19 protein-coding genes are annotated in these 15,261 nt (G+C 29.5%); 15 read left to right on the top strand and 4 right to left on the bottom strand.

Annotated elements, in window-relative coordinates; genetic code table 11:
• The first annotated feature begins 363 nt into the window (after positions 1-363).
• The 5 genes from glpX to CLHOM_RS06505 all read left to right on the top strand — a co-directional run bounded on the left by glpX (position 364) and on the right by CLHOM_RS06505 (position 5,390).
• Entirely contained in the window at positions 364-1,332 is a 969-nt protein-coding gene (gene glpX / locus CLHOM_RS06485) for a class II fructose-bisphosphatase (RefSeq protein ID WP_052220898.1), read from the top strand.
• 55 nt (positions 1,333-1,387) lie between these two features.
• Positions 1,388-2,317, top strand: a complete 930-nt coding sequence (hprK, locus tag CLHOM_RS06490) for an HPr(Ser) kinase/phosphatase (RefSeq protein ID WP_052220899.1) — start codon at positions 1,388-1,390, stop codon at positions 2,315-2,317.
• Positions 2,292-2,861 carry a 5-formyltetrahydrofolate cyclo-ligase gene (locus CLHOM_RS06495; protein ID WP_074782908.1) on the top strand — a complete coding sequence of 190 codons (570 nt, stop codon included), beginning with the start codon at positions 2,292-2,294 and terminating at the stop codon, positions 2,859-2,861. Before hprK ends, CLHOM_RS06495 begins: the two co-directional genes overlap by 26 nt.
• Positions 2,862-2,911: 50 nt before the next feature.
• Positions 2,912-3,853: a magnesium transporter CorA family protein gene (locus CLHOM_RS06500; RefSeq protein WP_052220900.1), complete on the top strand. Its 942-nt coding sequence runs from the start codon at positions 2,912-2,914 to the stop codon at positions 3,851-3,853.
• Positions 3,854-3,968: 115 nt separating this feature from the next.
• Positions 3,969-5,390, top strand: a complete 1,422-nt coding sequence (locus CLHOM_RS06505; protein WP_052220901.1) for an aminopeptidase — start codon at positions 3,969-3,971, stop codon at positions 5,388-5,390.
• 196 nt (positions 5,391-5,586) lie between these two features.
• Here the strand turns inward: CLHOM_RS06505 and CLHOM_RS06510 are convergent, their stop codons facing one another.
• A complete protein-coding gene (locus CLHOM_RS06510; RefSeq protein WP_052220902.1) occupies positions 5,587-6,423 on the bottom strand; it encodes a PHP domain-containing protein in 837 nt (278 codons plus the stop codon).
• Positions 6,424-6,577: 154 nt separating this feature from the next.
• On the opposite strand from CLHOM_RS06510, the gene CLHOM_RS06515 reads away from it, so the two are divergent.
• From CLHOM_RS06515 to CLHOM_RS06530, 4 genes are all read left to right on the top strand, one after another.
• A complete protein-coding gene (locus tag CLHOM_RS06515; protein ID WP_052220903.1) occupies positions 6,578-7,075 on the top strand; it encodes an HD domain-containing protein in 498 nt (165 codons plus the stop codon).
• 34 nt (positions 7,076-7,109) lie between these two features.
• A complete protein-coding gene (gene folP / locus CLHOM_RS06520) occupies positions 7,110-7,928 on the top strand; it encodes a dihydropteroate synthase (protein WP_052220904.1) in 819 nt (272 codons plus the stop codon).
• Complete coding sequence (gene folK / locus CLHOM_RS06525) at positions 7,921-8,751, top strand: 2-amino-4-hydroxy-6-hydroxymethyldihydropteridine diphosphokinase (protein WP_052220905.1); 831 nt, start codon at positions 7,921-7,923, stop codon at positions 8,749-8,751. The genes folP and folK overlap by 8 nt, the downstream gene beginning before the upstream one ends.
• 66 nt (positions 8,752-8,817) lie before the next feature.
• Positions 8,818-11,745 (top strand): insulinase family protein, encoded by a 2,928-nt coding sequence (locus CLHOM_RS06530; RefSeq protein WP_052220906.1) that lies wholly within the window; start codon positions 8,818-8,820, stop codon positions 11,743-11,745.
• 46 nt (positions 11,746-11,791) lie between these two features.
• Here the strand turns inward: CLHOM_RS06530 and CLHOM_RS06535 are convergent, their stop codons facing one another.
• A complete protein-coding gene (locus CLHOM_RS06535; protein WP_052220907.1) occupies positions 11,792-12,277 on the bottom strand; it encodes a DUF4883 family protein in 486 nt (161 codons plus the stop codon).
• 125 nt (positions 12,278-12,402) lie between these two features.
• Between CLHOM_RS06535 and CLHOM_RS06540 the strand changes: the two genes are divergently transcribed.
• The 3 genes from CLHOM_RS06540 to CLHOM_RS18285 all read left to right on the top strand — a co-directional run bounded on the left by CLHOM_RS06540 (position 12,403) and on the right by CLHOM_RS18285 (position 13,579).
• Positions 12,403-13,191 carry an N-acetylmuramoyl-L-alanine amidase gene (locus tag CLHOM_RS06540; protein WP_052220908.1) on the top strand — a complete coding sequence of 263 codons (789 nt, stop codon included), beginning with the start codon at positions 12,403-12,405 and terminating at the stop codon, positions 13,189-13,191.
• 71 nt (positions 13,192-13,262) lie between these two features.
• Positions 13,263-13,418, top strand: a complete 156-nt coding sequence (locus CLHOM_RS18475) for a hypothetical protein (RefSeq protein WP_175478671.1) — start codon at positions 13,263-13,265, stop codon at positions 13,416-13,418.
• 20 nt (positions 13,419-13,438) lie between these two features.
• Positions 13,439-13,579 carry a hypothetical protein gene (locus CLHOM_RS18285; RefSeq protein WP_161803203.1) on the top strand — a complete coding sequence of 47 codons (141 nt, stop codon included), beginning with the start codon at positions 13,439-13,441 and terminating at the stop codon, positions 13,577-13,579.
• A gap of 62 nt (positions 13,580-13,641) precedes the next feature.
• On the opposite strand, the gene CLHOM_RS06545 is transcribed toward CLHOM_RS18285, so the two are convergent.
• On the bottom strand, positions 13,642-13,947 hold the full coding sequence (locus CLHOM_RS06545; RefSeq protein WP_074782906.1) for an ArsR/SmtB family transcription factor: 306 nt from the start codon (positions 13,945-13,947) through the stop codon (positions 13,642-13,644).
• Positions 13,948-14,120: 173 nt separating this feature from the next.
• On the opposite strand from CLHOM_RS06545, the gene CLHOM_RS18790 reads away from it, so the two are divergent.
• Positions 14,121-14,255 carry a hypothetical protein gene (locus tag CLHOM_RS18790; RefSeq protein WP_278321723.1) on the top strand — a complete coding sequence of 45 codons (135 nt, stop codon included), beginning with the start codon at positions 14,121-14,123 and terminating at the stop codon, positions 14,253-14,255.
• A gap of 69 nt (positions 14,256-14,324) precedes the next feature.
• Here CLHOM_RS18790 and CLHOM_RS18290 read toward each other — a convergent pair whose 3' ends face one another.
• Positions 14,325-14,483, bottom strand: a complete 159-nt coding sequence (locus CLHOM_RS18290) for a hypothetical protein (protein ID WP_161803204.1) — start codon at positions 14,481-14,483, stop codon at positions 14,325-14,327.
• 135 nt (positions 14,484-14,618) lie between these two features.
• On the opposite strand from CLHOM_RS18290, the gene CLHOM_RS06550 reads away from it, so the two are divergent.
• Positions 14,619-14,801 carry a hypothetical protein gene (locus tag CLHOM_RS06550; protein ID WP_052220909.1) on the top strand — a complete coding sequence of 61 codons (183 nt, stop codon included), beginning with the start codon at positions 14,619-14,621 and terminating at the stop codon, positions 14,799-14,801.
• Positions 14,802-14,839: 38 nt separating this feature from the next.
• Positions 14,840-15,154 (top strand): hypothetical protein, encoded by a 315-nt coding sequence (locus CLHOM_RS06555; RefSeq protein WP_052220910.1) that lies wholly within the window; start codon positions 14,840-14,842, stop codon positions 15,152-15,154.
• The last annotated feature ends 107 nt before the right edge of the window (positions 15,155-15,261 follow it).

Below are 15,261 nucleotides of genomic sequence, written 5' to 3' on the forward strand. Positions count from 1 at the left end.
GAATAATGCCCGTATGTGAGCTTATTAAGAAAATTAATCTTAAGCTTAGAGGGCACTACCAGTATTATGGTGTAACTGATAATACAAGAAGTGTGAAAAGTTATCAAAATACAGTTAAATATCTGCTTTTTTAAATGGCTAAATAGAAGAAGTCAAAAGAGGAGTTATACTCTAGAATCATTTTATAATGGTCTACTTAAAACTTTTCCACTATTAGAACCGACAATAAGCGTTAGCTTATTCTATATATGATTGAAATATGATGTGAAAAGCCGTATGCCTTAATAGGGCACGTACGGTTTTGTAGAGGAGCTTGGGCGGTGACGCTCTTGTTTACTCAAGAATAAATTTGGAGGTATATATATGATAAATATAGATGTAGCTATGGGATTAGTAAGAGTAACAGAAGCTGCTGCTTTAAAAGGTGCGAAACTTATGGGTAGAGGAGATAAAAGTGCAGCTGATCAAGCAGCTGTTGACGGCATGGAAAGCGCTTTTGCAATGATGCCAATTAGAGGTACAGTTGTTATTGGAGAAGGAGAAATGGACGAGGCACCAATGCTCTATATTGGTCAAAAAGTAGGAAGTTGGGAAGAAAATATGCCTGAGATGGATGTAGCAGTAGATCCTGTAGATGGGACTGTATTGATTGCAAAAGGTTTGCCAAATTCTATAGCAGTTGTAGCTATGGGACCTAAAGGAAGCCTTCTTCATGCACCGGATATGTATATGAAAAAAATTGCAGTTGGTGCTGGAGCAAAAGGAGCAATTGATATAAATAAATCTCCAAAAGAAAATATTACAAATGTTGCTAAAGCATTAAATAAAGATATAACAGAATTAACTATAATTGTGCAAGAAAGAGAAAGACATAATTATATAGTTGAACAGGCTAGAGAAGTTGGAGCTAGAGTTAAGCTTTTCGGAGAAGGAGATGTAGCTGCTATATTAGCTTGCGGCTTTGAAAATACAGGAATAGACCTCATGATAGGTACTGGAGGAGCTCCAGAAGGTGTTATTGCTGCTGCTGCAATAAAATGTATGGGAGGAGAAATGCAGGCTAAACTTGAACCACATACCCAAGAAGAAATAGATAGATGTAAGTCAATGGGCATAGAGGATGTGGACAAGGTACTGACAATTGATGATTTAGTGAATAATGAAGATGTATATTTTGCTGCTACAGCACTTACTGATAGTGATTTATTAAAAGGAGTAGTTTTTAATAGAGATAATACTGCTACAACACATTCAGTAGTTATGAGATCTAAAACTGGAACTATAAGATTTGTAGAAGCGATACATAGATTGGATATAACTAACCTAGTTTAGGTAAAAATAATAGTAGCTTTGTAGTTAAAATCTCATAAGAAAGAGAGGGAGGACTATGAAAATAACAGTTGAAAAATTAATGAAGGATTTAGAATTTGATGTAGTAGTTGAAGGTGAGAAGAATACTGAAATAAAATCCAGTGATATTAATAGACCGGGATTACAATTTGCTGGTTTTTATAGTTATTTTGCAAATGAAAGAGTGCAGCTTATTGGAAAAGCAGAATGGAGCTTTCTTGAAAATATGCCTTTGGAAGTAATGGAAAAAAGATTGAGTAAATTTTTTCAGTTTGAAACTCCCTGCGTAATAATTTCTAGAGATTTAGAACCTCAAAAGGCATTAATTGAAAATGCAAAATTAAATAAAAGGTGGGTACTTAGAAGTAAACGACTAACAACAGAAAATGTAACAAGACTTAAAAATTATTTAGATGCTGCTTTAGCACCTGAGACAAGAATGCACGGAGTATTAGTAGACGTCTATGGAATAGGGATTCTGATTACTGGAGAAAGCGGTATAGGTAAAAGTGAAACCGCATTAGAACTTATGAAAAGAGGACATAGGTTAGTAGCAGATGATGCTGTAGATATAAAGGCAATAGATGGAAGTTTACACGGTACAGCACCTTATATTACATCAGGAATGATGGAAGTGAGAGGCATGGGAATTATTGATGTACCAGCTCTATATGGATTAAGTTCAATTCTTGAAGAGAAAACTATTGAACTTATAATATACTTAGAACAATGGAAAACTGAGCATAATTATGACAGATTAGGATTGGATGAGGAATACGATACTATACTTGATGTACCTGTTAGAAAGATTACAGTTCCAATAAGACCAGGAAGAAATATGGCAGTTATTATAGAAGCTGCTGCTGCAAACTTCAGATACAAGCTTGTATCTAAAATATCTCCTGCAGAAACCATTAACAAAAGAATGGGAGAAGTGATAAATGGTGCAAGAAAAAAAGAGGATTAGAGAGTTAATTAATAGAAAACGAATTTCGTTGAAACCAGAAGCAAAGAAAGTGTTTGATGAAATAATATTTAAAAAAATTATTGAAAGTGCAGAGTACAAAAATTCTAGGACTATTTTAGTCTATGTTAGTTATAATGGAGAAGTTGATACTCATAAATTTATTCAGCATGCTTTAAAAGATAATAAAATAGTATGCGTTCCAAAGATAGTGTCAAAAAAAGAAGGAATGAAAGCAATTGAAATTTCAGATTTTGAAGATTTAAAAATAGGCTCTTATGGTATCCTAGAACCTACTTCCTTTAATAAAAAAATTGATGAAGAATCTATCAATTTAGTAATTGTTCCTGGAGTGGCATTTGATTTAAAGGGAGGGAGAATAGGCTATGGTGGAGCCTTTTACGATAGATTTTTAAAAAATATTTCTAAAGATACATTTAAAGTTGCCATAGCATATGACTTTCAAATATTAAAAAATATACCTATGGAAGTTCATGATGAAAAAATACATAGAATAATCACCAATGTAAATACAGATAATAATTAATAATAAATATTTATAACTGCAAATCAAGCTTATATAGGGTTGGTGATTAAATGCAGATATTTGACATTTTAGATAATTTTAATGAAGTGTCAGAGGAGTGGAAAGTTGGTAAAAGTAACTATTGGATATTACTGGACAAATATGAATTAGATGAGTTAAAGAAAAAAATTGTTTTAGATGAAGAGAGTCTTGAAGAATGTATGACCTACGGAAATACCTCTTCTAAGATAATTTTTTTTGATGGGTATATGTTTCTAAGCTTTAATATATTAGGATACAAAAATGGGATTGTTAAAAGCAGAGAGTTAAATATATATTTGAGTAAAGATTATATAGTTACTTTGTATAATGAAGAAATAGGTATAATCGATGAGCTAATTAAAGATATAAAAGATTTGAAAAACTGCTTTCTGCTCAAAAATAATCCTAGACCATCTATGATTCTCTACTATCTAATTGATCGAATAATTTTAAAAAACTATAATATTATGTCTAAACTTGAGGGAAAAGCTGATGAAATTGAAATTGCTATTTTAAAAAATCCCTCTAGGGAACATGCAGAAGATTTAATCCATCTAAGAAGACAACTTTATAAGCTTAGAAAATACTTAAACCCTTTAAGATACGTTGGAGATAGTCTTGTAAGTAATGATAATTCAATAATCGATAAAGAGGATATAAACCATTTTCATAGTATAAATATGAAGATAAATAAGCTTATGTTAGCATTAGAAAGCTTAGTTCAGGATTTAGCTTTAGTAAGAGAAGCCTTTGAATCAGAGATAGGAAATAAGACAAATGATTTTATGAAGGTCTTTACTATAGTTACAAGCATATTTTTACCATTAAACCTTATAACAAGTTTGCAAGGAATGAATTATGAAAAAATGCCCTTTTCATCTTCACCTAATGGATATTATTATATTTTGATAATTATGATTTTAATTTCTGCCACAATGCTCATTTTTTTCAAAAGAAATAAATGGCTATAAAATACTAGAGATAGTTATGATTTTCTCATGGATGAATAGTATGATATAATATGGTTATTGAGTAATAAAAATGTAATAGAAACAAAGATAACTAAAAATGAGGGGGAATATTATAATGGTCAAGGCAAAAAAGATTACTAAATCTTCTTTAGAAAAAACCTATGATTATGCTTGGGATAAATATTCAAAAGAAGACTTGGAAAATTTAAATGATTTGAATGATAGATATATAGATTTTATGTCAAAATGTAAAACTGAAAGAGAATGTATCACAGAATTTATCCAATTAGCTGAGAAAAAGGGATATAGAAATATAGATGAGCTAATTAGTAATAATACAAAACTTAAGGCTGGAGATAAGGTTTATTCTCAAATCATGGGAAAGACTCTAGCAATGTTTGTAATCGGTAGTGAACCAATCGAAAATGGAATGACAATATTAGGAGCACATGTGGATTCACCAAGGCTAGATATAAAGCAAAATCCATTGTATGAAGATACTGATTTAGCTTTATTTGAAACTCACTATTATGGAGGAATTAAAAAATACCAATGGGTTACTATTCCGCTAGCTATTCATGGAGTTCTAGGTAAAAAGGATGGAACAGTTACAAAAGTTGTAATAGGAGAAGATGAAAATGATCCAGTTGTAGGAATTTCAGATTTACTAGTACACCTTTCTGCAAACCAACTAGAAAAGAAATTAGCTAAGGGAATTGAAGGAGAAGACTTAAACGTATTGATAGGAAGTATGCCTGTAGAAGATAAGGAAGTTAAAGGCAGAGTAAAGCAAAACATTTTAAAAATTTTAAATGAGAAATATGATATTAACGAAGAGGATTTTGTTTCTGCAGAACTTGAAGTAGTTCCAGCAGGTAGAGCAAGACATTATGGATTAGATAAGAGTATGGTAATGGCATATGGACATGATGATAGAGTGTGTGCTTATACATCCTTTGAAGCAATGCTTAAAGTAGAAAAGCCAGCCAAAACATGTGTTACTCTATTAGTTGATAAAGAAGAAATAGGAAGCGTAGGAGCTACAGGAATGCAGTCAAAGTTTTTTGAAAATTCTGTAGCAGAAATAATGAATCTTCTTGATGGTTATAATGACCTTATGTTGAGAAGAGCTTTATCAAATTCTAAGATGCTTTCGTCTGATGTAAGTGCAGCTTTTGATCCAAACTATCCATCAGTTATGGAAAAGAAGAATGCTGCATATTTCGGAAAAGGAGTTGTATTTAATAAATATACAGGGGCTAGAGGAAAATCTGGTTCTAATGATGCTAATGCAGAATATATAGCTGAAATTAGAGCTATAATGGAAAAACATAATGTATCATGGCAAACAGCTGAGCTTGGAAAAGTTGATGAAGGCGGCGGCGGTACTATTGCATATATTCTAGCTCAATATTGTATGCAAGTAATTGATTGCGGAGTTGCTGTTCAAAATATGCATGCTCCTTGGGAAGTAGTTTCAAAAGCTGACGTTTATGAAACAATGAAGGCTTATTGTGCGTTCTTAGAAGAAGCTTAAAGATAATAAAAAAGATGAGTGATTAGAAAAATGGATAAATTATTTGAATTTATAAATGATCCAGCCAATACAAAAAAAATATATATATTATTTGTGTTAATAGGACTCGGCTTTATTGGGAATTTGGTTAAAAGAGTAATGAATGAAATAAAAAGAAAATAATATAAAAATATAAAATAGGATCTCTATTATTTAATTAAAGAGATCCTATTTTTTCTAAAAATATTTTAAGATCCATACCTTGTAATACACTCTTCCCTAAATAACCATGTTTGCTATCGCTTTCTTCAATTCCATGATAGTCAGAACCAGCGGTTATTATTTTTTTGTATTTTTCTGCTAGTGTTCTAAAACGTAGTTCATCTTCAGGCTCATTTAAGGGATATATTCCTTCTATGCAATCAAAATTAAATTGTAGAATTTCTTCAACAGGTGAATTTTTTATAAGAACTGGATGAGCAAGTCCCGTAATTGCATTTACTGATTTTAATACTTCTATACCTTCTTCAATGCTAATTTCTTTATTTGGCACATAAGCTGGAGAAGTAGATCCAATAAAGTTGTCAAATATATAATCATAAGTGTAAGGATAACCAGCTTCTATTATAGCCTTGGCAATATGAGGTCTTGCAATAATTCCGTTATTTGATAGTAGTAGATTATCCAAAGATAATTCTATATTAAAAAGCTTTTTTAAATTAAATACTATTTTTTCTGCCCTTTTAATGCGGAAGTCTTGTATATCTTGTAAATATTGCTGAAAAGAGCTAGAGCTATAAGAATTGCTAGAAAAATACCCTAGAATGTGTATACTTTCCCCATTATATCTAGTTGAAAGTTCTATACCAGGTATTACTTTGACTCCAATATTATTACCTTCTTTTATAGCTTCTTCAACTCCAAAGGTGTTATCATGATCTGTAATAGCAATTATGTCAAGCTTTTCTAATTTAGCTAAGGATACTAGTTCTTTTGGAGCAAGCTTGCCGTCAGAAGCATTTGTATGTAAATGAAAATCTCCTTTATTATACATAATATTACCTCTAATCTAAAAAATTTAAATAGTATATATAAATATACACTATAATAAAAAAAAATTGAAGGCTTATTTTTCCTGTACCCATAAAAAACCTTTTGATATAATAAAAGAAGAGTTTCCTTAAAATGCCTAAAGGGAGGGCGTATTAATGCAAGAACCAGATAGAATTAATAGAATAATTAATCATAAAAAGTATATTGAATATACAAATAAAATTAAGATTCATGAAAAGACAAGAGAATTTTGCAGGCATGATATGCAGCACTTTCTAGATGCAGCTAGAATAGCGTATATTTTAGCTTTAGAAAAGGGATTAGATATACATAAAGAATTGATATATGCAGTAGGACTTTTGCATGATATTGGGAAGTGGATTCAATATGAAAGTGGAATTAAACATGATGTTGCAAGTGCAGATTTATGTGAAGAAATATTAGTTGATTGCGGTTTTAATCAAGAGGAAATAGATGAAATAAAAAATGCAATTTTAAATCATAGAAAAAAAATAAAGGATAAAAAGAAAACTGAAGATTTATCTAGTATATTTTATTCAGCAGATAAGCTTTCAAGAAATTGTTATTCTTGTGCTAGCATAGAAAAGTGCAACTGGAAGGAAGATAAAAAGAATTTATATATAAAGTACTAAGCAGAATTATATAGTTTACAGGAGGACAGAATAAATGAAAATTGGAAAGAAAGAATTTAATATAGGCAAAAGGACTTATATTATGGGCATTTTAAATATAACTCCAGATTCCTTTTCTGATGGTGGAAAGTATAACAATATTGAAGCAGCAATAAAGCACGCTAAGGAAATGATAGAAGCTGGAGCGGATATTATTGATATAGGCGGTGAGTCTACAAGACCTAACTTTGTTGAAATATCACCAGAGGAAGAAATTAAAAGAGTTGCTCCTATTATTGAAGTTTTGTCAAAGGAATTAGATGTTCCTATTTCTATAGATACTTATAAAGGAGTAGTTGCTGAAAAAGCAATAGAGGCAGGTGCTTCTTTAATCAATGATATATGGGGCTTTAAAAGAGATGAACAAATGGCAAGGATTGCAGCAAAATATGAAGTTACTTGCTGCCTTATGCACAATAGAGAAAATAAAAACTACAATAATTTAATAGAAGATGTTATTAGAGATTTAAGGGAAAGCATAGATATAGCTTTAAAAGCAGGAATAAAGAGTGAAAATATTATGATTGACCCAGGAATTGGATTTGCAAAAACCTATGAGGATAATTTAAAAGTTATGAGTAATTTAGATAAGTTAAATGTTTTAGGATATCCGGTGCTATTAGGTACATCTAGAAAGTCAATGATAGGGATAGCTTTGAATTTACCGGTAAATGAAAGAGTAGAAGGTACTGTGGCTACGACAGTAATTGGAATAATGAAAGGCTGTGATTTTGTAAGAGTTCATGATATTAAAGAAAATAAGCGAGCAGCAGTAATGACAGATGCTATAGTAAGGGGAGAGTCTATTGGATAAAATATTTATAAAAGATCTAGAAATATATGGATATCACGGTGTTTATGAAGAAGAAAAAAGAATAGGACAAAAATTTTTAATTTCTGCAGAACTTTTTTTAAATTTAAGTCCCGCAGGTAAAAGTGATGACTTAAGCAAAACAGTAAACTATGGACAGCTTTCTAATGAACTAGAAAAAGAATTTAATAAAAATAAGTATGACTTAATAGAAAAAGCAGCCGAAGAATTATCAAAATTTGTATTATTAAATTATGGTGAAGTTGAAAGAGTTAAAATAACTATTAAAAAGCCTTGGGCACCTATTGGAAAGCCGATAGATTATGCGGCAGTTGAAATTGATAGAAGATGGAATAGAGTATTTATTGGAGTAGGCTCAAACCTAGGTGATAAAAAAGAAAATATTAAACTTGCTGCTGAAAAAATTAATTCTTCTGGTTTAACAAAAATAATTAATCAGTCCCCACAATATGAGACAAAGCCTGTAGGATATTTAGAACAGGATAATTTTATTAATGCAGTATTTGAAGCAAAGACTCTTCTTAATCCAAAGGAACTTATTGTGCTTTTGCTTGAAATAGAAAAGGAATTAAAAAGAGAAAGACTTATAAAATGGGGACCAAGAACTATTGATTTAGACATTCTTTTATACAATGACATTGTAACAAGCTCTGAAGAAATAGTTATTCCTCATTTGAGAATGCATGAAAGATTATTTGTAATTAAACCTCTTTGTGATATTGCTCCTTACGTTATTCATCCTGTGTTAAATAAGAGGATTTACGAAATTAAAGAAGAGCTTGAGAAAAATGAAAATATCATATAAGTTATTTTGAAATAATCTAGGCTTTAAAGGTAATAATATAGTTATTATAAAAGAGGAGGCATAAAAATGGATTTTTCTCTGAATAAAATATATCATGATTTTAAATTAATTGAAGAGAAGTATATTAAAGAAATAAATTCAAAAGCTAGAATATTCCAGCATAACAAAACGGGAGCAAGACTATTAAATTTAGAAAATGATGATGATAATAAGGTTTTTGCTATAGGCTTTAGGACTCCTCCAAAGGATAGCACAGGAATTGCCCATATAATGGAGCATTCGGTTTTATGCGGTTCTAGAAAATTCTCAATTAAGGACCCCTTTGTAGAACTTGCAAAAGGTTCTTTAAATACATTTTTGAATGCAATGACTTTTTCAGATAAAACCTTGTATCCAGTTGCCAGCAAGAATGATAAAGACTTTTTTAACCTTATGGATGTGTATTTAGATGCGGTCTTATATCCAAACATATATAAGTATCCGGAAATATTAATGCAAGAAGGATGGCATCATGAGCTAAATAGTGAGGATGATGAAATAACATATAAAGGTGTAGTATATAATGAAATGAAGGGAGTTTTTTCTTCACCGGAAGACGTTTTGTATAGAAAAATACAAGAGTCTTTATTTCCTGACACTACTTATGGTTTTGAATCAGGAGGAGATCCTCAATATATACCAGACCTAACTTATGAGAAATTTATTGATTTTCATAAAAACTTTTACCATCCTTCAAATAGTTATATATATTTATACGGAAATGGAAACTTAGATGAACAGCTTAGATTTATTAATGAAGAATATTTAAATAAATTTGATAAAGCTGAAATAAATTCTCGAATAGAAGTCCAAAAACCCTTTGGTGGAATAAGAGATTTCAAAGCAGAATATTCCGTTTCAAAAGAAGACCAAGGAAAAGATAAGACATTTTTCAGCTTAAATTTTGTTCTTGGTGAGGCATGTAATGATGAGCTTTACTTAGCCTTTGATATTTTGGAATATTTATTACTAGAAACTCCAGCTGCTCCATTAAAAAAAGCTCTTATTGAGGCAGGAATAGGAAAAGATGTTTATGGTTTTTTTGATAATAGTATACTTCAACCTGTATTTAGTGTGGTTGTAAAAAATTCCAATGAGGATAAAAAAGAGGAATTCAAAAAGATAATATTTGATACTTTTAATGAACTAGTTGAAAAAGGAATAGATAAAAAACTCATTGAGGCATGTATTAACATAAAAGAATTTAGATTAAGAGAAGGAGATACTAGGAATTATCCAAAGGGTCTCATATATTATACAAAAGCTATGGATAGCTGGCTTTATGATGGAAATCCACTTTCCCATTTAGAGTATGAAGAAACATTTAATAAGATAAAAATAGCATTAACTACTAATTACTTTGAAGAGTTAATTAAAAAATATTTATTAAATGTAAAGCACGGGTCAATAATTACCCTTACTCCAAAACAAGGGTTAGCAGAAGAAAAGGCAGAAAAGTTAAGATTAAAATTAAAAGAATATAAATCAACTCTGTCAAAAAAAGAATTAAAGAAATTAGTAGAAGAAACAAATAGTCTAAGAGAAAGACAGACTTCTCCTGAAAAGAAGGAAGATTTAGAAAAAATACCATTGTTGTCATTGAAGGATATAGATCCTAAGGCTGAGGAATTGCCATTAGAAGAAACAACTATAGGAAATAATAAATTACTATATCATTCATTGTTTACTAACAAGATAGTCTACTTAAAATTTATTTTTGATTCAAAAACTGTAGAAGAAAATTATATTCCGTATGTTAGCTTACTTTCTGCAGTGCTTGGGAAAATAGGAACTGAAAAATATGATTATGCTGATTTGGCAAATGAAATTAATATTTATACAGGTGGTATAGGGTACTCTTCTTCAACCTTTATTAAAAATGGTACTGAGGGAGAATATCTACCTAAGTTTATAGTGAAAGCAAAGGTATTGATTGATAAGCTGCCCAAAAACATAGATATTCTTGAAGAAATAATCTTAAATACTAAAATGGATGATAAAAAGAGACTCAAGGAGATAATACAAGAGACAAAATCTAGACTAGAAATGGTTATTTTTGATGCTGGTCATATTGTAGCTGCAAACAGGCTATTTTCATACTTCTCACCTGTAGGAAAATATGAAGAAAATATTTCAGGACTTCAATTCTATAAATTTGTAGAAGAATTAGAGGAAAATTTCGATGAAAAGGCTGATGAAATAATTCGTAGTTTGAAAAAGGTTGCAGAAGCTATTTTTAATAAGAATAATTTAATAATAAGTATAGCAATTGAGGAAGAACATTTTAATGGTGCTAAGGAAAATATAATTAAATTTATTGAAAAACTAGATGATAAGGTTTTAAAAATAAATGAATATAAGTTTGAGATTGATCCACAAAATGAGGGGCTTTTAACTGAAGGAGATGTTCAATATGTGGTTAAAGGATGCAATTTTAAACAGTTAGGTTACGAATATAGTGGAAGTTTACAGGTGTTGAAGACTATTATAAGTCTTGATTATTTATGGCATAATATCCGTGTACTTGGGGGAGCTTATGGTTCTTTTGCTAGCTTTGGAAGAAGTGGAAATATGTTTTTTGGCTCTTATAGAGATCCAAACTTAAAAGAAACTATAGATGCATATAAAAAAGCAGAACTTTATTTAAAAAACTTTGATGTAAATGAAAGAGAAATGACAAAGTATATTATAGGCACTATAAGTGGATTAGATATGCCATTAACACCAGCTGCTAAATCTGAAAAAGCAGTAGCATACTATTTAAGTAATATTACTAAAGAAGATGTGCAAAAGGAAAGAGATGAAATATTAAATTGTAATAAAGAAATGATTAAGTCTTTCTCAAGTCTTATTGCTGATGCAATGAAAGAAAATTATATATGTGTTTTAGGAAATTCATCAAAAATAAAAAATAATAAAGATATTTTTAATAATTTAGTAGAAGTATTTAAATAGTAATTAAGAAAAGTGTGCTTTATAAAGATAAGCACACTTTTCTTAATTACTCGTTTAAGTCAGGATATTTTACAAAAGTATTTTTCCCAAGGCTATAAAGATTATAACGAATAGGGATATTCTCCATTGTTATATAATCCATAGTAAACTCACCATCCCAAGGGTGAATGGATATATATTTTGTATCATAGATATTAACTACAAATTTATCATTATTATCAAGAAATTTAATAAAAAACTTATATTTGGGCTTTACATTTATGATTTGAGGCTTATCAATAAAATTTTGTTTTTTCAGTTCCTTAATAAACGAAAGTATTATTTCAATATTTTCTTCAGAAACCTCTTCTACTTTATAAAAATTGTTGTCTAGAATTTTAATTTCATACTTTTTATTAAGGGTGAGATTTTTAGCCAATTGATTTGTATAGTAGTAATTGTTCGGCTTTTTTTTATTATAATAAGCTGTGTAGCTTCCAAATAAAACTAGTATTAGTATTAGGAAGAGTATTATTAAGCTGCCCTTTTTCAAAGAGAACCACCTCAAAAGTAATTTATATAAATAAAAATATGTGTTATTTTATCTTATTATTACAACTTTATTTTTATGTGCATATATTAAATTGAACGATTATTTAGTATACAAGGAGGAATCACATGAAAATATTTATAGATCCAGGACATGGCGGAAATGATTCAGGTGCAGTTGGAAATGGCTTTTTAGAGAAAAATCTAAATTTAGATATATCACTTCGTCAAAAGAGTTTATTTGAGAGTTTTGGACATCAAGTAAAGATGTCAAGAATTACAGATGAATCAGTATCCTTAGAAAAGAGAGTAGAAAATGCAAATCAATGGGGCGCAGATATTTTTATTTCAAATCATATCAACTCTGGAGGAGGTACAGGAATAGAGGTTTGGCATTCCATTACAGGTGGAATTGGAAAACTATATGCAGAAAAAGTAGAAAACAACTTAAGAAAAATTTTTAAATCAAGAGGTTTGAAAAGTATGAGAGGTAACAATGGAGACTATTTGTATGTAATTAGAGCTACTAAAATGCCGGCAATATTAAATGAGTTTGGATTTATAGACAATAGCTTTGATATGGCTATTATGAGTAAAGCGGAAATGAGACAAAAGTGTGCTGAGGCTGTAGTGTATGGGATTATAGGAAAAGAATTTAATGAAAAAAATATAACGGAGTATAAAAATTCAGAAAAAATTGCTTATAAGAAAATACTCATGTACAAGAAGCCAATGATGAAGGGAGAGGATATAAGACTACTACAGAAAAAACTTAATGAATTAGGATTCAATGTTGGAAATGCTGATGGAATTTTTGGATATAAAACTGAAACACAAGTAAAAAAATATCAGCAATCTATAGGACTAGTGGTAGATGGAATTGTAGGAAAGAAAACTTGGGATAGCTTATTTAATTAATAATAATTTAAAAATTAATGCAAATAATAATGCTTGAGTAATAAAATATTAACTATAAGAGGAGAGAGAAGATGGCTAGGAAAATGGGTAAAACACATAAGATAACAGAAGAACTTTCAAGAGAGTTTAAGAAGGTAAATATGGAGGCTGCTGAACTTATGGAAATGCCTAATACAGATAAAAAAAGAAAGCAAGGCAAAGGAAGTGCAAGAAATCAGTTTAAGTAGAATGCAAGGAGAAATGTAAAATGGATAAAAAGGCAAGCAGCAATAAAAAATCAAGAAACAAGAGTAAAGAAGCATATAATTTGAAACATGAAAAATTAATGAATGAAGTCAGTGAAGACTTGACACCTAATAAAGACAGAAAAAACATTAAAGATAAATAGCAGGTACAAGATAAAAAAAGTAAAAAAGGAGCATATAAAGCATAATGCTCCTTTTTTGATTACTAGTTGATTATAGGTATTTCGTCTAAAGTAAAAATACTGTTTATTATTTTTCGTACATTATCATCTTTTAAACTGTATATTATTTCGGTACCATTTCTAGTTCCTTCAATTATTCCCTTTGATTTTAGTATAGATAGGTGTTGGGAAATTGTTGACTGGGGTAAATTGAGACAGTTTTGCATCTGAGAAACATTGTGTTCTTTTACCATAAGTCTGCATACAATGCAAAGTCGCGCTGGATGTCCAATGGTTTTTAAAATTTCAGATACATCAATAATCTTTTCGTTATAATTATCAAGACTCAAATTAATCACACCTTATGCTTGTATTTTAAAATTAATAAAATAATTAATTCAAATTGTATGAAATAAATGACATTTTGTCAATAAAAATTAAGGAATAAAAGCCATATCCTTGGGAAAATTAAAGTTATATTATTATTAGTATATGTTATATAGAATGGAAAGGAGATTAGCGGATGGAAAAAATAAAAGGAGAAAAACATAAAAAAAGCAAAAAGTTAGATGGACATAGGCCAGCTGATGATGCTAAGAAGAGAGGTAAAAGAACTCCAGAGAGATATACAAATTTTGATGGAGAACCTATAGAATAGAAATGGCTATGGATAGTTTTCCATAGCCATTTCTATTCTTTGTGAATATAATATATAAAAGAGAGGTATTTAAAGACAATCAGCAGCAGCTTTTATAACTTCTGAGTCTTGCTTATCAATTGCTTTTAAATCTTCTAGTTCTTGAATAAGTTCTTTAACTCTTTTTTTATTAAGTTCATTTGTAATTATTCTAGTAGTTAAGCTTATTTGTTTTAAATTCTCATTCATTGGATTACCTCCTAATTTGTCTTTATTGTAATTATTACCATTTATTTGCTGAATTATAACATTGTAAAAATATATCTTATAAATAATAATATTATGGTTAAAATATACTAATAATAATTTTAAAGAGGAGATTAAATGGATTATAATAAAGATGATATTGTATTAATTTTAGACGAAGGTGAATGGTATGGACTTTATGGTATAGTAGAAGGATTTATAGAGCATATGCCATATGTTTTTTGTATACAAAAACCTTGTTATAGATATATTATTACTGATAAAGTTGAAAAATTTATTTTAAAGGTTAAATTGAGATAAGGACAAATTCTATACCTTTAACGATAGGAGGAATAAGCTTGATTGAGGATATTTTAAAAACGGAATACAGTTTGAAATTTGATGATTTAAGAAAAAATAGAATGATAACTAGTTATTATAAATATGGGCCTATTAAAAATAATTATGGTGAAAAATTAATAAATGCTATTGAAAATTTAGAGATAAGACTAAAAAAATACAAGGACACTGGAAATACTGAGTATTTGTTAGATGTGGCCAATTTCGCTATGATAGAATTTATGTATCCTCAGCACAAAGATTCTTTTTTTAAAGCTACTGATAGTGAAGATAAACTTGAAGGAATGACCATTAAAGAATTAGAAAATTTATAGTACAAGCGGTGAATTAATTTATATTAGTATAAGGCTGGAACAACCAGTCTTTTTTCTTTTTTTGCTTAAGTATAAAAAAGTTTTATAAGAGAAGTATATATTATATA

The organism is Clostridium homopropionicum DSM 5847, from assembly GCF_001263795.1.
Taxonomy (GTDB): domain Bacteria; phylum Bacillota; class Clostridia; order Clostridiales; family Clostridiaceae; genus Clostridium_H; species Clostridium_H homopropionicum.